The sequence below is a fragment of the Streptomyces sp. NPDC052721 genome (assembly GCF_040678315.1).
GTDB lineage: Bacteria > Actinomycetota > Actinomycetes > Streptomycetales > Streptomycetaceae > Streptomyces.
This window is the reverse complement of sequence record NZ_JBFATL010000070.1, coordinates 1-24,081: the sequence shown is the minus strand read 5'-3', so window position 1 is coordinate 24,081 and position 24,081 is coordinate 1. Positions and strand designations below refer to the sequence as shown.

The following is a 24,081-nucleotide window of genomic DNA, read 5'->3' as shown; positions in this document are numbered from 1 at the left end:
CGGCCCTCGTACTGGATGTACTTGGGTCGGGGCCCGGTGCGGCGAGAGTGCGTGCATGGCGTCGCGCGGCAGACGGGAGTTTGACGACAGGGCCTGGTGGCAGACCGAGGGGGCCGACCCCGACCGGGCCGGCCCCCTCGGACGTACGCGGTTGCTTACTCGACGACCAGGTCGACGTCGATGTTGCCGCGGGTGGCGTTGGAGTACGGGCAGACCTGGTGGGCGCTCTCGACCAGCTTGCGGCCGGTCTCCTGGTCCACGGTGTCGGGCAGTTCGACGCGCAGGGTCACCTTCAGCCCGAAGCCCTCGCCCTGCTTGCCGATGCCGACCTCGGCGGTCACGGCCGCGTCGCTGACGTCGACCTTCGCCTGGCGGCCGACGAGCCCGAGGGCGCTGCCGAAGCAGGCGGCGTACCCGGCGGCGAAGAGCTGCTCCGGGTTGGTGCCCTGGCCGTTGCCGCCCAGCTCCACCGGCATGGCAAGGGCGAGGTCGATCTTGCCGTCGGAGGAGACGGCGCGGCCCTCGCGGCCGTGGGTGGCGGTGGCGACAGCGGTGTAGAGCGCGTCCATGAAGACCATCCCTCTCGGGTGTGGGGTGCGTTGCGACCACAAGTAGATCACACAACTAAGTTGCGCACAACTAAATGGACCGCAAGAGCTATCCTGGAGCCATGACCGACACGGAGTGGCTGCGCCTGGACCGCCAGATCTGCTTCTCGCTGCACGCGGCGTCGCGCGCCTTCAACAGCGTCTACCGCGTGATCCTCAAGGACCTCGGGCTCACCTACCCCCAGTACCTGGTGATGCTGGTCCTCTGGGAACAGGGCGACCTGCCGGTCAAGAAGCTCGGCGAACAGCTGCGGCTCGACTCCGGCACGCTGTCCCCGCTCGTCAAGCGGCTGGAGGGGGCCGGCCTGGTACGGCGCGAGCGCAGCGCGGAGGACGAGCGTTCGGTCCGGGTCCACCTCACCGAGGAGGGCACGGCACTGCGCGAGCGCGCCCTGGAGGTGCCCCGCCGGATCATGGCGGCGACCGGGTTCGACCTGGCCGAGATCGTCGACCTGCACGCCCGCCTGGACCGGCTCACGACGGCCCTGGACGCGGCGGCGGAGGCGGAGGCGCGAGCAGCGGGCTGACCGGGCGGACGTACAGCCGCACGGCCAGCCCGCCCCGCACGGCTTCGTCCTGGCCGATGAACTCCCGCCCCAGCACGTCGGCCTTCGCCCGCTCGGCGGGGTCGCGCGGGACCCAGTGGCCGGCGAGCAGCTTCCGGTCCGCGACGACCCACACCCGCTCCACCCGCGCCAGCCTGCGGCGCACCTCCGCCGGCCCGGCCTCCCGCCCGTACAACGTCCCGGACTCGGCCGCCCCCGCCACCAGCGCCAGGTCCCGGGTCCCCCGGAACGCCCCCGGATACGTGAGCGCCGCGTTCCGCGTCGACGCCGGCAGGAACAGCACGGGATCGCCGGGCTCCGCGTTGCGCGCGACAGCGCGGGAAACGGCACCGAGATCATCCGGCCGGCTCGCGGGGTCACGGTCCTTCTGGAGGAGGGGGAACTGGTGGAGGAGGGAGAGGGCGATGGCGAGGACGCCGGTGAGGGGGACGGCGGGGGACGGCGCGAACGGACGCCCTTTCAGCGCTCCCGCCAGCCGCTCGGCGCCCGACGCCACCAGCAGCGGCGCCCCGGACAGCGCGTACAGCACGTACCGATCGACGTACAGCGGCGAGAACTGGGACACCAGCATCAGCACCACCGGCGGCACCACCACCACCGGCAACGCGACCCCGGCACACGTCGGTTCGCCCGGCCGCCCCACCAACCCGGCCAGCCCCACCAGGGCCAACGCGAGACACACCCAGAACACCGCGTCCGTCGGCCCCAGAAACCCCCGCAGCAACCTTTCCGCCGTATCCGCCGTAGGCGTCCGCAACCAGGCCACCTGCGCCGACTGCCCCCGCGACACCACCACCATCGGCACCAGCACGCCTACGACCGCCGCCGCCGCGCTCCCCCACCCCCGCCACACCCGCGCCCCGGCCCGCGCCAGCGCCAGCGACACGGCGTGGGCGAGGAGCAGCAGCACCGCGAACTCGTGGAGCCAGCAGGTGAGTGCGAGCACCGCGCCGTACGGCCACCAGGACCCGCCCCGCACGGCCCCGACGAACAGCAGGGTCGCCCCGGTGGCACCGGCCGCGACCAGGGAGTAGGAGCGGCCCTCCTGCGCGTAGTGGCCGGCCATCGGCGCGACGGCGTAGAGCAGCCCGGCCCACAGACCGACCCGCGGCCGGGCCAGCCGGGCGCCGAGGGCGGCCACCAGGCCCGCCGTGGCGGCAGCCGCGCACACCGACGGCAGCCGCAGGGCGACCTCTCCGGGATGCACGGCGAGGACGGGCCGCAGCAGCAGGTAGTACAGGCCGTGCACCGCGTCCACGTCGTGCAGCAGGAGCCAGATCCGCGGCACCGTACGGCGTCCGACCTGGAAGCTGACGGCCTCGTCGCGCCACATGCCGCCCCGGTCCAGGCCCCAGAGCCCGAGCGCGAGCATCACCAGCGCGGGCACGCCCACGACGGCGGCCCCGTGGAGCCGGGCGTGCCCGAGTGTCCCCTGCGGTGGGTGGCTCGTTGCACCTGTCGGTACGCCCGTGGTCGTTCCAGCCGCCCGACGCGACTGCGGTTTCGCAGGAAGCCCGACGTTCACCATGGCCCGATCTCTTGCGATTAGCCAATATTTGCGGTTCTTGACGGCGTATCAGCATGGATACACCATCCGTACCGCTTAGGCTCCCATGTGATGAACCGTCTCCGTGTCACCCCCGGCCCGGTCCTCACCCTCGCCGTCCTGTGGCTCGCCACCCGCGCCCTGATGCTCTGGCTGCTCGTCCACGGCGGCGCCCGGCTGCTGGGCGGCGGTTCGGTGTCCCGTGAGGTGTGGCGGCTGTACTTCCACTGGTACGGCGTCCTCGCGCACGGTTCGTTCCCGGTGCACGACACGCTGTGGCAGTACCCGCCGGGCGCGGGCGCGGTGCTGCTGGCGCCGGGCCTCCTTCCGGGCCTCACGTACTTCGAGGCGTTCGTGGTCCTCACACTGGCCGTGGACGCGCTGACCGTGGCGGCGCTGCTCCGCGCGGGCACCCGGCCCGGGCGCAGCCTGCTCGGCGCGGCCCTGTGGACCGGCGGCCCGCCGCTGCTGCTGCACATGCCGCTCGCCCGGTACGACGTCCAGGTCACCGCCCTGGCCGTGCTGTCCCTGCTGGCCTCGGCGCGCTCCCCGCGCGCGGGCGGTGTGTTGGGGGCGCTGGGCGCGCTGGTGAAGGTGTGGCCGGCGCTGGTGCTGCTGGGCACGCCCAGGGGCCGGCCGACGCGCACGGCGTGGGCGTGGGGGGCGTGGGCCGGGGTCGCGTGCCTGGCCGTGCTCGCGGCCCTCTTCACGCATCCGCTGTCCTTCCTGCGCGAGCAGGGCGGCCGGGGCGTGCAGATCGAGTCGCTCGGCGGTACGGCGCTCAATCTGGCCCGGCACTTCGGCTGGCCGGGCCGGGCCCGCTACCGGTACGGCGCGATGGAGATGGTCGGCCCCCAGGTGCACGCCGTCGCCACCGCCTCCCTGACGCTGACGGCGGTCTCCTTCGGGCTGCTGGTGCTGTGGCGGGTGCGGGCGCGGCGCTGGAGCGAGGCGACCCCGTACGACGCGGCGCTGAGCGCGGTGCTGCTGTTCACGGTCACCAGCCGGGTCATCAGCCCGCAGTACATGATCTGGCTGATCGGGCTGGCCGCCGTGTGCCTGACCTCGCGGCACACCAGCCAGCGGCCGGTGGCGGTGCTGATCCTCCTGGCGTCCGCGCTGAGCACGGTGGCGTTCCCGATGTACTACGGCGAGGTGATCGACGGCAGCTGGGCCGGGTGCCTGCTGATGCTCGGCCGGAACGGGCTGCTGACGGCCGCCGCCGTGCTGTCCTTCGTACGGCTGTGGCGGTCCGCGCGTCCGCCGGCCGGGAAGTCGGTGCCGAGGACGCAACCCCGGCCCGGCTCCGGCCGTCTTCCGGAGCGAGCACTGAGCGCCTCTTGACGGGGTATTACTGAATTTTTCTACGCTCCCGGCCCGTGGACTCCATGCACCCAGAACCGCGAGACCCGCACCCGGCACCGGCGCCGGCACCTGGACCGCCCTCGGTGCCGGCGGCTCAGGTCGCCGTGGTCGTCATCGGCTACAACGACCGCGCGCATGTGGGCGAGGCCGTCCGCTCGGCGCTGGCGCAGGGGCCCGCGGTCGCCGAGGTGATCGCCGTGGACGACTGCTCCACGGACGGCAGCGACGGGCTGCTCGCCGGCCTGGCCGCCGGTGAGCCGCGGCTGCGGGTGGTGCGCCGGAGCGTGAACAGCGGCGGCTGCGGCAGTCCGCGCAACACCGGGATCGACGCGGCGACCGCGCCGTACGTGATGTTCCTGGACAGCGACGACGTGCTGCCGCCCGGTGCGGTGGACGCGCTGCTGGCGGCGGCCACGGAGGCGCGCGCCCAGGTCGCGAGCGGTCTGTGCGTGCGCCGGGAGCTGCCGTCGGGGCGCGAACAGCCCTGGCAGGCGCCCCTCTACACGGCGCACACCACCCTCGCGCGCCCCTCGCAGCGGCCCCGGCTGGTCCACGACACGCTGTGCGTCAACAAGCTGTACCGCACCGACTTCCTGCGCGACCACGGCATCCGCTTCCCCGAGGGCCGCTTCCTCTATGAGGACTTCGTCTTCACCGCGCGCGTCCTGGCCGCGTCCCCGCGCATCGCGCTGGTACCGGACCGGGTGTACGTGTGGCAGGTGCGCCGGTCGGCCGGGCGGCTGTCGCTCTCGCTGGACCGGGGGCGCATCGAGAACTGGACGGCGCGTGTCGAGGCGTGCGCGCTGGCGTACGACATCCTGCTGGGCGCCGGGCAGAAGGAGCTGGCGCGGGCGGCACGCGCCAAGTTCCTCGACCACGACGTGCGCATGTACGCGCGCGAGCTGGGGTTGCGCGACGCGCACTACCGGCGTGCGTGGTGGGCGCACACCCGGGCGTACCTCGCGCGCTACGACGCGGCCGACCGGGAGCTGAACCCGGCCGCCCCCGGCCGGCTGCTCGGGCGGGTCGTCATGGCCTCCCCCGAGCCGCGCGACCTGCCCCGCCTGCGCGAACTCGCCGCCCGCCCGGCCCGCCTGCTCCCGCCGTACGCCCGCACCCCCGAGGGCGATCCGGTCTGGTCCGCCGACCTCCCCCAGGTCTCCCTGGCCCCCCTCCTGACCCGGCCCGTCGCCGCGCTCCCGCTCGCGGTCGACGCGGAACTGCGCCCCCGCGCGCGGGCCTCGCTGCTGCGCCTGCGGCTGCACGAGCTGTACGGGAAGGTGGCCGAGGCGGGCCCGCCCGAGGTGGACGTGGAGTGGCACGCGCGCGAGGACGACCGTGGACGCGGGCGCACGACGGTGGTGCTCACGCCCTCCGGTCCGGACAGCTGGTCCGCCGAGGTGCCCGTCGACCTCGCGGGGCTCGGCTCGGGCACCTGGGACCTGCGTCTGACCCTCCGTTTCGCGGACGGCACCCGGCGCGAGGTCACGGCGCACGCTCTCGCGGGCGCGGGCCGGCTGCGCCGGCGCGCCGTGCCGAGCGCCCTGCACGGCGTGCTCCTGGTTCAGCCGTACGCCACGCACTCCGGCGCACTGGCCCTGCGGGTGGCGACCGGATTCCACGGCGTGCTGACCGTGGTCCGCGGCCGGCTCCGCCGGCTGCTTCACCGAGACACGGGCCGGCCGACGAACCGACGAGGAGATGGCCGCACATGACCTGGCTGATCACCGGCGGCGCCGGATACATCGGGGCGCACGTCGTACGGGCGATGACCGAGGCGGGCGAACGCGCGGTCGTCTACGACGACCTGTCCACGGGCATCGCCGAGCGGGTACCCGACGAGGTGCCGCTGGTGCGCGGCTCGGTCCTGGACGCGGACCGGCTGGCCCGCGCGCTCGCCGAGCACGAGATCACCGGGGTCGTCCATCTGGCGGCGAAGAAACAGGTGGGCGAGTCGGTGGACCGGCCGCTGCACTACTACCGGGAGAACGTCGAGGGCCTGCGCCTGCTGCTCGAAGCGGTGACGGCCGCGCAGATCCCGTCGTTCCTCTTCTCCTCCTCGGCGGCCGTGTACGGCATGCCCGACGTCGACCTGGTCACGGAGGAGACGCCCTGCCGTCCGCTGTCCCCCTACGGTGAGACGAAACTGGCCGGCGAGTGGCTGGTCCGCGCCACGGGGCGGGCGACCGGCCTCGCCACGGCGTCGCTCCGCTACTTCAACGTGGCGGGCGCGGCCGGCCCGGAACTCGCCGACACGGGCGTGTCCAACCTGATCCCGATGGTCTTCGAGCGGCTCACGGAGGGCGTGGCGCCGCGCATCTTCGGCGACGACCATCCGACGCCCGACGGCACCTGCGTCCGCGACTACATCCACGTGGTCGACCTGGCCGAGGCCCATGTGACCGTGGCCCGCACGCTGCGCTCCGCCCCCGGCGCCGGCCTGACCCTGAACATCGGCCGGGGCGAGGGCGTGTCCGTCCGCGAGATGATCGACCGCGTCAACGCGGTCACCGGCTACGACCGTCCCCCGACGGTCACCCCGCGCCGCCCCGGCGACCCCGCGCGCGTCGTCGCCTCCGCCACCCGCATCGCCACGGAACTGGGCTGGCAGGCCAAGTACGACGTCCAGGACATGATCACGTCGGCGTGGGAGGGCTGGGTACGGCGGCATCCGGAGGCGGCTCGGTCGTAGGAAACCCGCCGTCGGAGTCAGGGCCGTCACCCGGCTGCGGGCCCGCCGTGGCTGCGCGCGCAGTCCCCGCCCCGCGCCCCTTCGGGGCGCTTCACAGCGCCTTCAGCGCACCCGCCGTCGCCCGCGCCAGCTTCTCCAGGTACCCCTTCGGCAGCTTCGGGGAGCGGATGACCACCGAGCGCCAGTACAGCGGCCCGGAGATCAGGTCCAGGGCCAGGTCGGGATCGACACCCGCACGGACCTCGCCACGCCCCTCCGCCGCCGCCACGATCCTGCTCGCCACCCCTTCCTGTCCGTCCCGCAGCGCCTTCTGGAAGGCCTGCGCGATCTCGGGATTGCGGGCGGCCTCGGCCTGGAGGTCGGGGATGATCTGGGACGCGACCGGATGGCGCAGGGCACGGGAGGTGACCTCGTACAGGAGCCGCAGGTCGCCCTCCAGGGAGCCGGTGTCGGGCACCGGGAACCCGGTCACCGCCATCGCCGAGACGACGTCCAGGACCAGGTGGAGCTTGGAACGCCACCGCCGGTACACCGCCGTCTTGCCGACCCCGGCCCGCCGGGCGGTCCCCTCGATGGACATGCGCGCGTAGCCGACGGCCGCCAGTTCCTCGAAGACGGCCGCGCGGATCGCCTCGGTCACGTCCTTGCGGAGCACGGCCGCACCGGCGGGCGCCCGGCGGCGCGGACGCGCCGACGGCTCGTCGGCGGACTCGGCGGCGTTCGTCGTCATACCCACAGCATAGGGCGTTACGACGAAACGGTTGCGTTCCGACGTGTGTTGCGCCTACGCTCGCGTTGCGACGATACGGTCCCGTCCCGACGTAAGAGAACGTGAAGAGAAGCGTAAGGAAACGCCGGACGACGGGAACGAACGCGGCGTTCTCGGCGAAAGTCGGGCGCAGCACCCCCTCCCCCGAGCGAAAGCAGCGGATGTGAGCCAGGTCCTCCACACACCGCCCCCCACCCGGGCCCCGGCAGACGACGATCTCGCGGCGCTGGCCGCCCGGCACGGCCTGTCCGTCAGCGGCGCCCGCCCCTCCCTGCCGGAGTACGTCGGCCAGCTGTGGGCCCGCCGCCACTTCATCAGCGCCTTCGCCACCGCCAAGCTCACCGCGCAGTACAGCCAGGCGAAGCTCGGCCAGGTCTGGCAGGTCATGACCCCGCTGCTGAACGCGGCGGTCTACTACTTCATCTTCGGCGTGCTGCTCGGCACCAAGCACGGCGTGCCCGACTACGTCCCGTTCCTGGTCACGGGCGTGTTCATCTGGACGTTCACGCAAAGCTCGATCATGGCGGGCACCCGCGCGATCTCCGGCAACCTCGGCCTGGTCCGCGCCCTGCACTTCCCGCGCGCCGCCCTGCCGATCTCCTTCTGCCTCCAGCAGCTCCAGCAGCTGCTGTTCTCGATGGCCGCGCTGATCGTCATCCTGCTCTGCTTCGGCGTGCCGGTCGCCGTCTCCTGGGTGCTGGCCCTCCCGGCCCTGGCGCTCCAGTTCACGTTCAACGCCGGCGTGTCGATGATCATGGCGCGGATGGGCGCGAAGACCCCGGACATCGCGCAGCTGATGCCGTTCGTGCTGCGCACCTGGATGTACGTGTCCGGCGTGATGTGGAGCATCGACAAGCTGGCCAGGAAGGACGACCTGCCGCACATCGTCACCGTCCTGCTGGAGATCAACCCGGCCGCCGTCTACATCGACCTGATGCGGTTCGCGCTGATCGACAGCTTCGACGCGAACCAGCTGCCCCCGCACGTGTGGGCGGCGGCGATCGGCTGGGCCCTGGCCGCGGGCATCGGCGGCTTCATCTACTTCTGGAAGGCTGAGGAGAGGTACGGCCGTGGCTGAGCGCAGCGAAGAGAAGGTCCCCACCGTCGTCGCCGACCGCGTCGACATCGTCTACCGGGTGAACGGCACCGGCGCCGGCCGGGGCTCCGCCACCGCCGCCCTCAACCGCATCCTGCGCCGCAAGCAGACCGAGAAGGCGGCCGGCGTGCGCAAGGTGCACGCGGTGAAGAAGGTGTCGTTCGTCGCCCACAAGGGTGAGGCGATCGGGCTCATCGGCACGAACGGCTCCGGGAAGTCGACCCTGTTGAAGGCGGTCGCGGGCCTGCTCCCGGTGGAGAACGGGCGCATCTACACCGACGGCCAGCCCTCCCTGCTGGGCGTCAACGCGGCCCTGATGAACGACCTCACCGGTGAGCGGAACGTCTTCCTCGGCGGGCTCGCCATGGGCATGTCCCGGGAGCAGATCAAGGAGCGCTACCAGGACATCGTGGACTTCTCGGGGATCAACGAGAAGGGCGACTTCATCACCCTGCCGATGCGCACGTACTCCTCCGGCATGGCCGCCCGGCTCCGCTTCTCCATCGCCGCCGCCAAGGACCACGACGTCCTGCTGATCGACGAGGCGCTGGCCACCGGCGACCGCTCCTTCCAGAAGCGCTCCGAGGCGCGGATCCGCGAGCTGCGGCAGCACGCGGGCACGGTCTTCCTGGTCAGCCACAACAACAAGTCGATCCGCGACACCTGCGAGCGGGTCCTGTGGCTGGAGCGCGGCGAGCTGCGCATGGACGGGCCGACCGAGGAGGTCATGAAGGAGTACGAGGCCTTCACCGGCGACAAGAAACCGGCCCCGAAGAAGCCCGCACCGAAGGCGGATGCCACAAAGCCGAAGGCCGATGCCCCAAAGCCGAAGCCAGATGCTACAAAAGCGGACACACCGCAACCGGACGCCCCGAAAGTCGGTCTTCCTTCCTGAGGGTAGCTCTTACACGAACCGTAGTTATCCCTTTCATCCGCTTAATGACAGTATGTTATGAAGGGTGCACCGGGAGACGACGAGCCGAAGGAGTCCATCGCGATGCCCCAGTTGAGCGTGATCGTCTACGGGCCGAACGCACAGGGGCATCTGACCGATCTGCTGGACTCCCTGGAAGCCCATCCCCTCACCGGCGCCGAGGTGATCGTCGCCGCCGTCGGCGACTGGGCCCAGGAGACGGCCGAACGCCACGCACCCGAGACGATCGTCGTCCCGCTGCCGGACGGCACCGGTGACCCGGCGGCCCGGGCGGCCGGCGCCGCCCGCGCGTCCGGTCGCTGGCTGCACTTCGTCCACGCCAAGGACGGCCTGCCGGCCGGCGCGCCCCGCCTGATCGCCGAGCGGACCGCCGAACTGGACGGCACGACCTGCGCCGACCCCGTCGACGTCCTCCTCTTCGACCACGTCACCACCACCTGGCAGACCGCCGCCAGACCCTCCGGCGACGGCCGCCACCTCGCCGCCGTCGGCCGGGCGGGCCGGACCCTGGACGAGGCCGCCGACCTGCTGCGACTCACCCCGCTGCTCGGCAACCGTGCCCTGCGCACCGCGTTCTGGAGAGCCCACGAGGAGCGGCTGAACACCGAGGACGAGCAGCGCGCCGCCCACGCGGCCCTGCTGTACGCCGGCCGCGTCGCCTGCCTCAACCAGACGGCGTACGAGCACCGCGTGCTGCGCCCCGAGAGCCTGCCGCCGCGCGCCCCCGAGGACCGGCTCCGGCTCATCGACCGCTACGAGTCCCTCCTCCCCCTCACCAAGGACCGCCGCGCCCCCCGCACGGTGCTGTACGACCTGATGGTGCGGGACCTCATCCGCACCTTCGCCCGGGAGAACCTGCCCGACCCGGTGGCCCGCGAGTTCTTCCGCCGCGCCTCCGTGGCCGCCGTCCGCTGGCGCCCCGAGGGCCACCGGCGCCCGGCGGGCCTGGAGGGCGTACGGCACGCACTGCTGGAGGAGGGCGCGTACACCAGGTACCGGGCGTTCCAGGCCGCCAACCGCACCCGCCGCGCCGCCCGCAAGGCCGTGCGCACCCGCAAGCGGCAGCTGAGCACCAAGATCCGCGACCACCAGTACCAGCGCGCCCTGAGCCGCCCGGTGGACCCGCACCTCGCCGTGTTCGCGGCCTACTGGGAGCGCGGCGTGGCCTGCAACCCGGCCGCCATCGCCGCCAAGCTCGCCGAACTCGCCCCGCACATCCGCCCGGTGTGGGTGGTGAACAAGCAGAACGAGGCCCTGCTGCCGCCCGGCACCGACCACGTCGTCCCCGGCACCCGCCGCTACTGGGAGACCCTCGCCACCGCCAAGTACCTGACGAACAACGTCAACTTCCCGAACGCGGTGGTCAAACGCCCTGACGCCATCCACCTCCAAACCCACCACGGCACCCCGCTCAAACGCATGGGCCTGGACCAGATGGACCACCCGGCCGCCGCCAAGGGCCTGGACTTCGCCGCCCTGCTGACCCGCATCGACAAGTGGGACTACAGCGTCAGCGCCAACAGCCACTCCACCCGTATGTGGGAGCGCGCCTACCCGTCCCGCTACACGTCCCTGGACTACGGCTATCCGCGCAACGACGTCTTCTACACGGCCACCGCCGCCGACGTCCGCGCGGCCCGCGACCGCCTCGGCATCGCCCCGGGCAGGACCGCCGTCCTCTACGCCCCCACCCACCGCGACTACGAGGCCGGCTACACCCCCCGCCTCGACCTCGCCGCCCTCGCCGACCGCCTCGGCGACAACACCGTCCTCCTCGTCCGCGCCCACTACTTCTACGGCGGCGCCGCCTCCCCGCTGACCGGCCTGCGCCGCTCCGGCCGGATCATCGACGTCTCCGCCTACGACCCCGTGGAAGAGCTGTGCCTGGCCGCCGACGCGCTGGTCACGGACTACTCCTCGATCATGTTCGACTACGCCAACCTGAACCGCCCGATCGTGATCTACGCCGACGACTGGGAGACCTACCGGACCACCCGCGGCGTCTACTTCGACCTGATGGCCGAGCACCCCGGCCAGGTCGCCCGCACCCAGGAAGAGCTGGCCGAGATCTTCCTCTCCGGCGCCTGGCGCGACGAGAGCGCGGCCAAGGCGCGGGCCACGTTCCGGCGCCGGTTCTGCGAGTACGACGACGGCCGCGCCGCCGAACGGGTCGTACGCCGGGTGTTCCTGAACGAACCGGAGGACGCGCTGCCGCCCGTGCTCCCCCTCGAGGACCGTACCCCCGCCCCGACGCCCGAGGAGGCCACGGCATGACCCGCCCCGACGTCACGGTCACGGTCATCGTCTACAACGACGCGGCCCGCCTCCCCCGCGCGGTCGCCTCGCTGCGCGCGCAGACCCACGCGAACATCGAGATCGTCATCAGCGACGACCACTCGACGGACGAGACGCCCACGGTGGCCCGGGAGCTGGCGGCCCAGGACCACCGCATCCGCTACATCCGGCTGCCGGAGAACAGCGGCGGGTGCAGCGCCCCGCGCAACCGGGCCATCGAGATCGCCCGGGCGCCGTACCTGATGTTCCTGGACAGCGACGACGAACTCCCGCCGCGCGCCGTCGAGTCGCTGCTCGCCGCGCACCGCGAGCGGGAGGTCGACTTCACCATGGGCGCGGTCCGCCGGGTCCGGGTGGACAACGGCCGCCGCTCGACCTGGATGCCACACCTGGTCGCCGAGCGCCGCACGCTGGAGGGCATCGAGGCGGACCCCCGTCTCCTCTTCGAGCACCTGTCGACGAGCAAGATGTACGCGCGCGCCTTCCTCGACCGCCACCAGCTCCGCTTCCCCGAGGGCATCCACTACGAGGACCAGCTGTTCTCGGCGCAGGCGTACTGTCTGGCGGAGGCGTTCACGATCATCCCGGACCCGGTGTACGTCTGGTACATCGAGCCGTTCGCGGACGCGTCCTCCGCCTCCATCTCCAACCAGCGGCACAAGATCTCCAACGTCGGGGACCGCGTGCACGTCCAGCGGCTGATCGACGACTTCCTGGTGAGCAGCGGGCACGCGGGGCTGCGGGAGGACAAGGACTACAAGTTCCTCAAGCACGACTTCCGGATGTACGCCGGTGACCTGCCGTACCGGGACGAGGAGTGGCTGACGTCGTTCGCGGACATCATGAACCCCTACCTGGACACGCTCTCCCCCGAGGCGTACGACCGGCTGCCGCGCGCCGAGCGGGTGGTGCTGGAGCTGCTGCGGGACGGCCGCCTGGCCGAGGTCCGGCTGGCGGCGCGCGGACTGGGACACGCGGTGGCGCCGCGGCAGGTGACGACCGACGGTACGGGGGTCCCGTACTGGGGTGACACCGTGCCCTCGACGGAGCGCGCCCGCCGCGAACTGGACGTGTCGGAGCTGGAGTTGGACACCCGGCCGTTCCCGACCGCCTTGTTCCGTCACGAGATCACGGAGCTGACGCCCGGTGCGGGGGCGACCCTGACGCTGGCGATCCGCACCTACGACCCCGGGCTGCGCCTGCCGGTCGGCCCCCAGCGCGCGTCCCTGCTCCTGACCCCCGGCCGACGCCGCATGACGATCCCGTTCCGCCTGGACCCGGTCCGCCCCGGCGTCTTCGAGGGCACGGTCCGCCTCGACCTCGCGTCCGCGCCGGTCCCGCTCCACGGTTTCCAGGGCGTACGACACCCCTTGGTCCGCCTGGACCAGCAGGGCCTGTCCCACTCCGGTCTGCTCCTGGCCCCGTTGGACTTCCCGACCCGCACCGCCCGCATCGCCTACCACTCCGGCGCGGCCCCCCACGAACTCACCATCGAACCGGAAGGCCGCAACCCCGGCCGCCTGCAGCTCCGCTGGCGTCCGGTGGGCGTGACGGCCCGGATCACCCGGCCCGCCATCCGCCGCCTGGCCCGCCCCCGAGTACGGAACGCTGTGCGGCTGGTGGCGAGTGTGCTGAAGTAACTCGGGTTTTCAGCGCCGTCGGGGTGTGCGCGTCGTAGCGCCGTTGTGGTGTACGTGCGTGGCGACTGCGGGCCCGTCGTGGCCGCTCGCGCAGTTCCCCGCGCCCCTGGGGAGCGGCAGTGCCGTCGGCTTCGTGGCACCGCCGCCGCTGCGGGCAGTCGTGCCGCCGGGGCGGCACGGGTGGGCGCAACGGCGCCCTGCCGGCGCCGGTAAGCGGACCCACCCCGGCCCAGTGCGGCTCAGGGCACCACCCGGTACAGGACCTGTCCGCCCGGGCCCGTGGCCGTCCTGCGGAGCCACGGTGCCTCGCCGCCCCCCACGACCCACTTCACCCCGTACTCCCGCAGAATTCCCCGCCGCTCCTCGACACCCGCCGTCGGCGAGAAATACCGCTCCACCGCCGTCTGCCTCCGTTCCGCGTCCGGAAGGAAAAAGTCCGGGTACCCGGGCGCCACGGTGTACGGACCGTACGCGGGAATCTGCCGAGCCGGAAACGTACGAGCCATCACCACATCCCCGTACCGCACCCCCGCCCGCATGATCCACTGATATCCCGCCCACGGACTCCGGTACTTCTCCGCGACCACCCCGGGCAGCGCGTCCCGCGGCACCACGTACCCGAGCGTCCCGGCCTGCGTCCACGCCCCCACCGCCAGCGCGGCGAGCAGCACGCACGCCCACCCCCGCCGCACCACGGCCCGCCCCGCCGACACCACCTCCAGCGCCGCCGCGAGCTGCGCCGGGATCAGCGCTGCGGGCAGGGCCCGGCCCCAGGAGTAGTGGCCCGTCAGACCCCCCGCCGCGAACACCAGCGCGCCAAGGACGAAGAAGAGGACCAGCGGGTCGCGGTGGTCCCGGCGCCAGCGGAAGGCCAGCGCCACCACCCCGGGCAGCACCAGCCCGAACCGCCCGGCCAGGTCCTGGTACAGCGGCCGGTGGACGGCTTCCAGGTCCGCGCCGGCGGAGAACAGCGCGAAGAAGTCGTAGTACGGCCAGAGCCACAGCACCAGCAGGCCCAGGAGCCACCCGGCGCCCAGCCGGGGCAACGCCCCGCGCGCCGGTCGCGCCGCGAGCACCATCGCCAGCCCGCCCAACGAGGCCACCACACCGGTGAACTGGTGGCACAGCAGGATCACCGCCCACAGCGCACCCAGCCCCAGCCACACCCCCCACGCCGCTTCCCCGCGCACCGCCCGCGTCAGCCAGGCCCAGAAGTGGAAGGTGAGTCCGAGCGCGAACACGCTGGGGTACGACACCGTCAGCGCGAGGGAGTTCAGCCCGAGGAAGCCGCTCCAGTTGAACAGCAGCGGGCCCCACAGGAGCAGCAGGCTCAGGAAGGCCAGTGCGGGGGCGGCGCGGTGGCTGCTCAGCGTGCGGACGTAGCGTCGGACGCCCGTCACCAGCAGGCCCAGTCCCGCGAGCGCGGCCAGGCGCAGCACCACGAAGACCGACAGGCCCGTCAGCTTGGCGACGGTGCCGAGCAGGAGCATCCAGGGTGAGTAGTACGGGCTGGGCGTGTCGGCGTGGACCAGCGGGTTGCCGGGGTGCGGCAGGCTGTGCCGCAGGCGCTGGACCGTAGCCGCGTGCATGCCGAGGTCGCCCGCCCACGGCAGGCGGACGACCACCCAGAACATCAGCACCACGACGAGCGCGGCGGCGGCCTGCGGCAGCGCCCGGCCCACGCGCGACGCGGAGCCGCCCGGTGGTGCCGTACGGCTCACCTGTTCGGTGTCAGACGGCGCGGTGTGCACACGCCGACCCTATCCGAAGCACCGCGAAGAGCAGGAAAAGGTAAATTCGCCGCACGTTTCGGGCGAGAGGCGGGCAAGAAAAAGGGCGCCCGGGGAGACGGTCCCCAGGGCGCCCTTTCCTTGCCGTGACGCTACGAGTGCGTGCGCAGCAGCGTCCGCATCGTGCGCATCGCCACCGACAGGTTGGCGAGATCGAACGAGTCCGAGCTGCGGATCTCGTCCAGCGTGGTGCGGGCGCGGCCCAGGATCGCGCTGTTCTTCTGCTCCCACGCCTTGAACCGCTGCTCCGGCGTCGAGGTGCCGTTGCCCACCGCGAGGATGTCCGCGGTGAGGGCCGCGTGCGCCGCGTACAGGTCCTCACGGATGGAGGCGCGGGCCATGGACTGCCAGCGGTCGGCACGCGGCAGCTCGATGATGCGGTCCATGAGCTGGGTGATGTTCAGCCGGTCGGCGAGGTCGTAGTAGACCTCGGCGACGTCCAGCGGCTCCTTGCCCATGCGGTCGGCCACCGACACGATGTCGAGCGTCGGGAAGGCCGAGGAGAAGCCGGCCACGCGGGTGGCGAGTTCGTCCGGGACGCCGGCCGCGGACAGCTCGTCGTACACGTGCTGGTACCACTCCACGTCCGCGCCGCGCAGCAGCTTCGGCAGCTCCTGCCAGACCCGCTCGACCCGTTCGGCGAAGAACTCGACCGTCTCGGCGAGCTGGAGCGGCTGCGGCCGGTTGTTGAGCAGCCAGCGGGTGCCGCGCTCGACCAGGCGGCGCGAGTGCAGGCGGATACGGGTCTGGACGGCCGCGTCGACCTGGTTGTCCAGGGCCTCGACGGCGTCCCACACGGGCGCCGAGCGGAAGATCGCGCGGGCCGCGGTCTGGGCGCGGACGATCTCCTCCAGGGAGGCGCCGGTCTCCTCGCGCAGACGGTGCAGATACGTCGTACCGCCCGTGTTGACCGTGTCGTTGACCAGCACGGTCGTGGTGATCTCACGACGCAGCGGGTGGTTGTCGATCGCGTCGGCGAACCGCTCGCGCAGGGCCGTCGGGAAGTACGCGTGCAGCAGTCCGCGCAGGTACGGGTCGTCCGGCAGCGAGGTGTGCAGCAGCTCCTCGGCGACCGTGATCTTCGTGTACGCCAGGACGACGGCCGTCTCCGGGCTGGTCAGGCCCTGGCCCCCCGCGAGGCGCTCGCGGATCTGCCGGTCGGTGGGCAGGAACTCCAGCGCCCGGTCCAGGTGGCCCTCGCGCACCAGGTGGCGGATGAACCGCTGCTGGGCGTGGAGCATGTCCTTGGCCTGGAAGAGGGCGTTGGCCAGGGCGGTGTTCTGCGCGTAGTTGTTGCGCAGGACCAGCGCCCCGACCTCGTCGGTCATCTCGGCGAGCAGCTTGTTGCGCTGCTTGACGGTCATGTCGCCGTCCGCGACCAGGCCGTTCAGCAGGATCTTGATGTTCACCTCGTGGTCGGAGGTGTCCACGCCGGCGCTGTTGTCGATCGCGTCGTTGTTGATCTTGCCGCCGTGCAGGGCGAACTCGATCCGGCCGAGCTGGGTCAGGCCCAGGTTGCCGCCCTCACCGACGACCTTGACCCGCAGGTCCCTGCCGTCGACGCGGATGGCGTCGTTGGCCTTGTCGCCGACGTCCCCGTTCGACTCCGACGACGCCTTCACGTACGTGCCGATACCGCCGTTCCACAGCAGGTCCACCGGCGCCTTGAGGATCGTCTTCATCAGGTCGGCCGGGGTCATCTTGGTGACCTTGCCCTCGATGCCCAGCGCCTCGCGGATGTGGCTGTTGAGCGGGATCGACTTGGCCGTACGCGGGAAGATCCCGCCGCCCGCCGACAGCAGCTCGGTGTCGTAGTCGGCCCAGCTGGAGCGGGGCAGCTCGAACAGGCGGCGGCGCTCGGCGTAGGAGACGGCCGCGTCCGGGGTCGGGTCGATGAAGATGTGCCGGTGGTCGAAGGCGGCGACCAGGCGGATGTGCTCGGACAGCAGCATGCCGTTGCCGAACACGTCACCGGACATGTCACCGATGCCGACGACCGTGAAGTCCTCGCTCTGCGTGTCCACGCCCAGCTCGCGGAAGTGCCGCTTCACGGACTCCCAGGCGCCGCGCGCGGTGATACCCATGCCCTTGTGGTCGTAACCGGCCGAGCCGCCGGAGGCGAAGGCGTCGCCGAGCCAGAAGTTGTAGGTGTTCGCGACCTCGTTGGCGATGTCCGAGAAGGTCGCGGTGCCCTTGTCGGCGGCGACCACCAGGTAGGTGTCGTCGCCGTCGTGCCGGACCACGTCCCGCGGCGGCACGACCTCGCCGGCCACCATGTTGTCGGTGATGTCGAGCAGCGCCGAGATGAACGTCTTGTAGCTGGCGATGCCCTCGGCGAGCCACGCGTCGCGGTCGGCGCTCGGGTCGGGCAGCTGCTTGGCGACGAAGCCGCCCTTGGCACCGACCGGCACGATGACGGTGTTCTTCACCATCTGCGCCTTGACCAGGCCGAGGATCTCGGTACGGAAGTCCTCACGCCGGTCGGACCAGCGCAGGCCTCCTCGGGCGACCTTGCCGAAGCGCAGGTGCACGCCCTCCACGCGCGGCGAGTACACCCAGATCTCGTACGCCGGGCGCGGCGCGGGCAGGTCCGGGATGGCCTGCGGGTCGAACTTCATGGAGACGTAGTCGTGCGGCAGGCCGCCGGGCGCCTCCTGGAAGAAGTTCGTACGCAGGGTCGCCTTGATGACGGTCAGGAAGGACCGCAGGATGCGGTCCTCGTCCAGGCTGGCCACCTGCTCCAGGGCCGCGTCCAGCTCCTCCAGCAGCGCGTCGGTGATCTCCACACCGGCCTGCTGCCGTTCCGGGGACATCCGCGCCTCGAACAGGGAGACGAGGAGCCGGGTGGTGTGGACGTTGTTGCGGAGGGTGTCCTCCATGTAGTCCTGCGAGAACGTCGAACCGGCCTGCCGCAGGTACTTCGCGTACGCGCGCAGCACCATCGCCTGCCGCCAGCTCAGCCCGGCGCTCAGCACGAGCGCGTTGAACCCGTCGTTCTCGGCCTGGCCGGTCCAGGTCGCGGCGAAGGCCTCCTGGAAGCGCTCGCGGGCGTCGTCGCCGAGGTATTCCCCGCCGCCCGCCGCCTTGGGCATGCGCAGACCGAAGTCGTAGATCCAGGCGGTCGTGCGGTCCGCGCAGCGCAGCTCGTACGGCCGCTCGTCGGTGACCTCGACACCGAGCCGGCTCAGCACCGGCAGCACCTTGGAGAGGGAGACCGAGCCGCCCTTCTGGTAGATCTTGAAGCGGCGCTCCTCGGGCGCGGCACCCACCGGCTCGTACAGGCTCAGCGAGAAGGTCTTGTCCTCGCTGAGCTGCTCCAGGTGGACCAGGTCGGCGACCGCGGCACGCGGGCTGTGGTCGGCCTTGTAGCCCTCGGGGAAGGCGTTGTTGTAGCGGCGCAGCACCTCGGCCGCGCGCTCCTCGCCGCACTCGGCGGTCAGCGCCTCGGCGAACGCGTCGGCCCAGGAACGGGCAGCCTCGACCAGGCGGGCCTCGATGCGCTCCTTGTCGGCGTCCGACAGCTCGGGCAGCTCGGTGCCCTGCGGGACCCGGACGACGAAGTGCAGCCGGGACAGGATCGACTCGGTGTTCCACGCGGTGAAGTCGACGCTGATGCCGCCCAGCTCCTCCTTCAGGATGTCGATGATCCGCAGGCGCACGCCGGTGGTGTAGCGGTCGCGCGGGAGGTAGACGAGCGCCGAGTAGTAGCGGCCGTACTCGTCCTGGCGCAGGTACAGCCGCAGCCGGCGGCGCTCCTGGAGGTAGAGCACGCTCGTGGCGATGGACTGCAGTTCCGCGACGGGCGTCTGGAACAGCTCGTCCCGCGGATAGGTCTCCAGGATCTGGAGCAGATCGCGGCCGTCATGGCTGTTGGGCGAGAAGCCGGCGCGCTCCAGCACCTCGTCCACCTTGCGGCGGATGACCGGGACGCGGCGCACGGACTCGGTGTACGCGGCGGAGGAGAACAGACCGAGGAAGCGCCGCTCACCGACGACGTTGCCGTCCGCGTCGAACTTCTTGACGCCGATGTAGTCCAGGTACGACGGCCGGTGCACGGTGGCCCGGCTGTTGGCCTTGGTCAGCACGAGCAGCTTGTGCTCGCGGGCCTTGGCCCGGGCGTCGGCCGGCAGGCGCTCGAAGGAGGGGCTGACCGGGTGCTGGTCGTCCTCGGCGTGGTGCGGGTCCGAGCGCAGTATGCCGAGACCGGTGCCGGGCACGGCGGCGAGCGTGTCGTCCTCGCGCAGCTGGTACTCGCGGTAGCCGAGGAAGGTGAAGTGGTCGTCGGCCAGCCAGTGCAGCAGCTCGCGGGCCTCCTCGACCTCCGGCCCGGGCAGGTCACCGGGGACGGGCTCGCCCTGCAGGCCGTCGGCCATCCGGATCGCCGCGTCCCGCATCTTCTCCCAGTCCTCGACGGCCTCGCGGACGTCGGACAGCACGCGCAGCAGGTCGGCGGTGATCTGCTTCAGGTCGGCGCGGTCGGTCTCGCGGTCGATCTCGACGTGGATCCAGGACTCGACGTGCGTGTCGTGCGGGAGGTCGTCGGTGAGCCCGGTGGACCGGTCCGGCAGCACCTCGATCAGCTTGCCGGTCAGATCGCGCCGGACGACGAACTGCGGGTGGATCACGACGTGGATGCCGCGCCCCTGCCGGGTCAGCTCATTGGTGACCGAGTCCACGAGGAAGGGCATGTCGTCGGTGACGACCTCCACGACGGTGTGGCTGCAGGTCCACCCGTTCTCCTCCACCGTCGGGGTGTGCACCCGGACGTTCGCGGTGCCCTGGGGGCGGGTCTCGGCGAGACGGTAGTGCGAGACCGCGGCGCCGAAGACGTCGACCGGGTCCCGGTCGGCGAGGTCTTCCGGGGCGGTGTGCAGGTAGTAGCGCTGGAGGAACGCGAGCACGGATTCGCTGTCCGGGGTGCCGGAGGTGCCCTCGCTCGTCGTCCCGGTCGGTAGGTGCCCCCCGACCGGGCTGTTCTCAGCTACCCGGGCGGCCCGTTCGAGCAGCTCGGCCTTGGCTTCGTCCAGCTTGGTCTGCATTGTCCTCTGGCTCCTGTCGCGCGCCGTTGCGTGACGTAGAAGGAAGTACGGTCTCTTTCCCTCCGGCTCGACGCCACGGCCCGGGGTGTCCGGTCCGATCCGACGCTATGCCGCGAGGTGAGATGAGCGGGGGGAATTCGGCCATTCTCGGCACGTCCGTCGACTGTGACGCTGCTCTCGGCACCGCCGTGTCCCGGGCCGTCCTCGGCGTCCCGGGGGCGTCCGCGCCCCCGTCCCGCCCGCGAAGACCAGCGATCGCGGCCCGGTCACGGAGGTGTTCCGTGCAACCCGGGCGCAGGGCAGGAGCAGGATCGCCCCCGCGAGATATCGCGCTGATCACGCCACAAGGCTATCGCCACTTACCCCGGGCCCGTCATGAGCCGTATGTGTACAAAACCGAGGGGCGAAGTTTGACGTTCTGCACAGCGGCGGGATGGGGGCGGGTGACGTATCCGACGACTGATACCGGGCCACGGTCGCGGGCCACCGGTGCCGGGCCACGGTCGCGGGCCACCGGTGCCGGGCCACGGTCGCGGGTCACCGTGCCGGGCCACGGTCGCGGGTCACCGGTGCCGGGTCGCGGTCGAGGGCCACCGGTCCGGGCCACGGTCGCGGGCCACCGGTCCGGGCCACGGTCGCGGGCCACCGGTGCCGGCCACCGGTCGCGGGCCACCGGTGCCGGGTAGCGGTCGCGGGCCACCGGTCCCGGGCCACCGGGTCCCGGGCCACGGTCGCGGGCCACCGGTCGCGGAGTCCAGGTCACCCGGTCGCGCCGCCGCGTCCGTGGCCGCACCCTGAAAAGCGCCGGGCCCTCTTGGCAAGGGGCGCCCGGTGGAGGCACGGTGCCCAGGACACTGTGCGGAGTCTCCCCCAAGGAGCCGACATGCCCACCAAGATCCTCATCGTCACCGGCGACGCAGCGGAGTCCCTGGAGGTGCTCTACCCCTATCAGCGGCTGCGCGAGGAGGGCTACGAGGTCCACATCGCCGCCCCCACCCGCAAGACCCTCCGTTTCGTCGTGCACGACTTCGAACCCGGTTTCGACACGTACACCGAGAAGCCCGGCTACACCTGGCCCGCCGACCTGGCCTTCTCCGAGGTCGACCCGGGGGACTACGCGGCCCTCGTCATCCCGGGCGGCCGGGCCCCGGAGTATCTGCGCAACGACCCCGAACTGCGCAAGATCCTCAAGGCCTTCTTCGACGCCGACAAGCCGGTCGCCCAGATCTGCCACGGCCCGCTGCTCACCGCCGCGATCGACTCCCTGCGGGGCCGCCGGGTCACGGCCTACCCGGCGCTGGAGCCGGACATGCAGGCAGCCGGCGCGGGCTTCCAGGACGCCGAGGCGGTCGTCGACGGCACCCTGGTCTCCTCCCGCGCCTGGCCGGACCACCCGGCGTGGATGCGGGAGTTCCTGACGGTGCTTCGCTCCAAGGCACCGGTGAGCTGAGAAACGTGCGCGTGGCGCCGTCCGGCTCGCGTTACGCCGGTGGCGTCACGTCCGCCGTGGCCGGTCGCGCAGTTCCCCGCGCCCCCAGGGAGCCGCGGCGGCCGTCGCCTCCCAGCCCGGCTACGCCGCTATCCTCCGCGCCTCGGCCACCGCCTCGGCCAGCGTGTCCACCACGGGCACCCCCACCCCCTCCAGACTCACCCGACTGTGCGATCCCCCGCTGTACAGCACAGCCCGCGCCCCCACGTGCCGCGCGGCGACCGCGTCGTCCGCCGCGTCCCCGATCACCACGGTCCGCTCCGGCGCCACCACCCCCGCCAGCGCCTCCAGATGCCGCACCATGTGCTCGGCCTTGCTGCCGCCGGACGGCCCCGTACGCCCGTCGACCCGTATGAAGTGCGCCTCGATCCCGAAGCCCCGCACGAGCGGCACCAGTTCCTCGTGGCCGTACATGCTCAGCAACGACTGGCTGTGCCCCGCCGACCGCCACCCCGCGAGCAGCTCCTCCGCCCCCTCGGTCAGCCGGCACCGCACCCGGTGCTCGGTGTAGTACCGGTGGAAGACCCCGTCCATCAGCTCCCACTCGGCGTCGGTCGGCAGCCGGCCGAGCAACCGCTCGTAGAACCTGGGCACCGGCACGCAGTACAGCGCCCGGTACTGCTCCAGCGTGATCGGCGCCAGCCCCAGCTCCGCGAAGGCCGCGTTCGTCGCCCCGATGATCGCGTCATTGTCGTGGAACAGCGTCCCGTTCCAGTCCCAGACGATGTGCGCGCTTCCCTGCATCCCCATGTCCAAGACCGTACCCGCCGCCACTGACAATCAGGGCACGACCACGATCAGCGCAGGTCAGCCCAGCCCGACCAGGTTGGGGATCTCCTGCGTGGCGTACCACAGCAGCTCGTGGTCGTCCGCCCCGTCCACGACGAACTGCGCGTCGTCGTCGCCGCCGTCCGCCGCCCCCAGCGCGTCCGCCGCGGCGGCCACGTCCGGCTCCGCGTCCTCCGCGTCCACGTGCACGGAGGCCGCCTTCGCCAGCGGCACCGCGACCTTCACGGTGACCTCGCCGAGCGCGGCGGGTTCGAGCGCGCGGTCCGGGTCGACGCTCGCGGCGCCGTCGGGCACGTCCACGGCGACCACGACCCGGCGCCGTACCGCGTCCGGGTCCGCCGCGAGCAGCCGCAGCGAGGCCAGCGCGGCCCGGCTGAGCGCGGCGTACTCCAGCTCCTCGATGTCCTCGGAGAGGTACCACTCGCGCAGCGCGGGCGTGACGGCGTACGCGACGAAGGGGCCGGTCCCCAGCTCACCCGTCTTGTACGCCTCGGCGAGAGCGGGGAGGGTCAGGGGGACGTAGACGCGCATGCTGGCCGCTCTTTCCTGTTCCTGGTCGAAGGCTCCGCTGGGGCCCCGGGGAGGGCGGCTGGCGCGTCTCCCGGAGGGCCTTCAGGATACGTGCGGCCGTCCCCTTTCGGGCCCCTGCCCGCACCTGCGGAGGCGTCCATTCCAAGCCCTCGATTCACCCTCTCCGGCCGCTTGACCATGGGGCGCGAGGCTCCCCGGGTCCCTCGGATAGGTGAACCTTCCGGGCCCTCTCCCGCCCGCCGCCGCCTCCTTGCCACCCTCTCCGGCACCCCCGTACAAGATCCCCACCATCTAGTTACCGCCCGGTATCCGCCGGGCCCGCCGAACGGGGACGCCCCATGAACAAGGTCATGAGCCGTACCGCCCAGCCCCGCCCGCGGCACCGCCCGCCGACCCGCCGCGACTCCCGCCGCCCCGGTGGCGCCCCGCCCCGCACGGAGGCGGCCCGTACGCAGCCCGGGACGGCCGTACGGCAGCCGCGGCCCACCGACCTCTTCGCCGAGCGCCTGCTGGCCGTCCTGAGCGGTCAGCGGCCCGTCCACTGGATGCTGCGGCACACCGCGGGCCGCGCCTACGACGAATTGGCCCGCCTGGCCGAGCGCAGCCCCCTGCGCGCCCTCGGCACCCGCCCGGTCGTCCAGGACATCGGCTACTACGTCCCCAGCCAAGGCGCCCTGGAGGTCTTCGCCCGCGTCTCCGCCGGGGACCGGCTACGCGCCATGGCCTTCCGTCTGGAACTGGGCAAGGACCTCCGCTGGCGCTGCACAGCGGTGGAAACGGGCACGCCGTAGGGGCGCGGACGGTCGCGACGCCTCAGCTGCCGGCAGCCGTGCCGCCAGGTCCTGTCGTCAAACTCCCGTCGTCCGCCCGGAGGGCGGGCCGCGCGGCGTCAGGTGCGTGCTCTCGGCGTGCCGGGCCCCGGCCCTCGTACT

General features: G+C 72.2%; 17 protein-coding genes. 10 read left to right on the top strand and 7 right to left on the bottom strand.

Annotated features, from left to right (window positions below):
* Positions 1-155 precede the first annotated feature (155 nt).
* Positions 156-569, bottom strand: a complete 414-nt coding sequence (locus AB0L21_RS37885; protein WP_365710862.1) for an organic hydroperoxide resistance protein — start codon at positions 567-569, stop codon at positions 156-158.
* Between the two features lie 101 nt (positions 570-670).
* Here AB0L21_RS37885 and AB0L21_RS37880 point away from each other — a divergent pair, with 101 nt between their 5' ends.
* Positions 671-1,135, top strand: coding sequence for a MarR family transcriptional regulator (locus tag AB0L21_RS37880; protein ID WP_365788582.1), 465 nt, complete (start codon positions 671-673; stop codon positions 1,133-1,135).
* On the opposite strand, the gene AB0L21_RS37875 is transcribed toward AB0L21_RS37880, so the two are convergent.
* Positions 1,083-2,567 carry a glycosyltransferase family 39 protein gene (locus AB0L21_RS37875; protein WP_365788581.1) on the bottom strand — a complete coding sequence of 495 codons (1,485 nt, stop codon included), beginning with the start codon at positions 2,565-2,567 and terminating at the stop codon, positions 1,083-1,085. The genes AB0L21_RS37880 and AB0L21_RS37875 overlap by 53 nt on opposite strands.
* Before the next feature lie 225 nt (positions 2,568-2,792).
* On the opposite strand from AB0L21_RS37875, the gene AB0L21_RS37870 reads away from it, so the two are divergent.
* The 3 genes from AB0L21_RS37870 to galE are packed head-to-tail and all read left to right on the top strand — an operon-like array spanning position 2,793 to position 6,777.
* Positions 2,793-4,064 carry a glycosyltransferase family 87 protein gene (locus tag AB0L21_RS37870; RefSeq protein ID WP_365788580.1) on the top strand — a complete coding sequence of 424 codons (1,272 nt, stop codon included), beginning with the start codon at positions 2,793-2,795 and terminating at the stop codon, positions 4,062-4,064.
* Between the two features lie 44 nt (positions 4,065-4,108).
* Positions 4,109-5,800: a glycosyltransferase family 2 protein gene (locus tag AB0L21_RS37865; protein WP_365788584.1), complete on the top strand. Its 1,692-nt coding sequence runs from the start codon at positions 4,109-4,111 to the stop codon at positions 5,798-5,800.
* Complete coding sequence (gene galE / locus AB0L21_RS37860; RefSeq protein WP_365710854.1) at positions 5,797-6,777, top strand: UDP-glucose 4-epimerase GalE; 981 nt, start codon at positions 5,797-5,799, stop codon at positions 6,775-6,777. Before AB0L21_RS37865 ends, galE begins: the two co-directional genes overlap by 4 nt.
* Before the next feature lie 91 nt (positions 6,778-6,868).
* On the opposite strand, the gene AB0L21_RS37855 is transcribed toward galE, so the two are convergent.
* A complete protein-coding gene (locus AB0L21_RS37855; protein ID WP_365788579.1) occupies positions 6,869-7,507 on the bottom strand; it encodes a TetR/AcrR family transcriptional regulator in 639 nt (212 codons plus the stop codon).
* Between the two features lie 202 nt (positions 7,508-7,709).
* Between AB0L21_RS37855 and AB0L21_RS37850 the strand changes: the two genes are divergently transcribed.
* The 4 genes from AB0L21_RS37850 to AB0L21_RS37835 all read left to right on the top strand — a co-directional run bounded on the left by AB0L21_RS37850 (position 7,710) and on the right by AB0L21_RS37835 (position 13,511).
* Positions 7,710-8,624, top strand: coding sequence for an ABC transporter permease (locus AB0L21_RS37850; RefSeq protein ID WP_365788578.1), 915 nt, complete (start codon positions 7,710-7,712; stop codon positions 8,622-8,624).
* Positions 8,617-9,537, top strand: a complete 921-nt coding sequence (locus tag AB0L21_RS37845) for an ABC transporter ATP-binding protein (protein ID WP_365710848.1) — start codon at positions 8,617-8,619, stop codon at positions 9,535-9,537. Before AB0L21_RS37850 ends, AB0L21_RS37845 begins: the two co-directional genes overlap by 8 nt.
* 102 nt (positions 9,538-9,639) lie before the next feature.
* Positions 9,640-11,850 carry a CDP-glycerol glycerophosphotransferase family protein gene (locus AB0L21_RS37840; protein WP_365788577.1) on the top strand — a complete coding sequence of 737 codons (2,211 nt, stop codon included), beginning with the start codon at positions 9,640-9,642 and terminating at the stop codon, positions 11,848-11,850.
* Positions 11,847-13,511: a glycosyltransferase family 2 protein gene (locus AB0L21_RS37835; RefSeq protein ID WP_365788576.1), complete on the top strand. Its 1,665-nt coding sequence runs from the start codon at positions 11,847-11,849 to the stop codon at positions 13,509-13,511. The genes AB0L21_RS37840 and AB0L21_RS37835 overlap by 4 nt, the downstream gene beginning before the upstream one ends.
* 239 nt (positions 13,512-13,750) lie before the next feature.
* Here AB0L21_RS37835 and AB0L21_RS37830 read toward each other — a convergent pair whose 3' ends face one another.
* A complete protein-coding gene (locus AB0L21_RS37830) occupies positions 13,751-15,145 on the bottom strand; it encodes a hypothetical protein (RefSeq protein WP_365788583.1) in 1,395 nt (464 codons plus the stop codon).
* 248 nt (positions 15,146-15,393) lie between these two features.
* Positions 15,394-20,340 (bottom strand): NAD-glutamate dehydrogenase, encoded by a 4,947-nt coding sequence (locus AB0L21_RS37825; protein WP_365710842.1) that lies wholly within the window; start codon positions 20,338-20,340, stop codon positions 15,394-15,396.
* 883 nt (positions 20,341-21,223) lie between these two features.
* Between AB0L21_RS37825 and AB0L21_RS37820 the strand changes: the two genes are divergently transcribed.
* Positions 21,224-21,790 (top strand): DJ-1/PfpI family protein, encoded by a 567-nt coding sequence (locus tag AB0L21_RS37820; RefSeq protein WP_365710840.1) that lies wholly within the window; start codon positions 21,224-21,226, stop codon positions 21,788-21,790.
* Between the two features lie 120 nt (positions 21,791-21,910).
* Here AB0L21_RS37820 and AB0L21_RS37815 read toward each other — a convergent pair whose 3' ends face one another.
* Entirely contained in the window at positions 21,911-22,579 is a 669-nt protein-coding gene (locus AB0L21_RS37815) for an HAD family hydrolase (protein ID WP_365710838.1), read from the bottom strand.
* Between the two features lie 57 nt (positions 22,580-22,636).
* Positions 22,637-23,149, bottom strand: a complete 513-nt coding sequence (locus AB0L21_RS37810) for a hypothetical protein (protein WP_365710836.1) — start codon at positions 23,147-23,149, stop codon at positions 22,637-22,639.
* A 338-nt stretch (positions 23,150-23,487) separates the two neighbouring features.
* On the opposite strand from AB0L21_RS37810, the gene AB0L21_RS37805 reads away from it, so the two are divergent.
* Positions 23,488-23,940 (top strand): Rv3235 family protein, encoded by a 453-nt coding sequence (locus tag AB0L21_RS37805; protein ID WP_365788575.1) that lies wholly within the window; start codon positions 23,488-23,490, stop codon positions 23,938-23,940.
* Positions 23,941-24,081 lie beyond the last annotated feature (141 nt).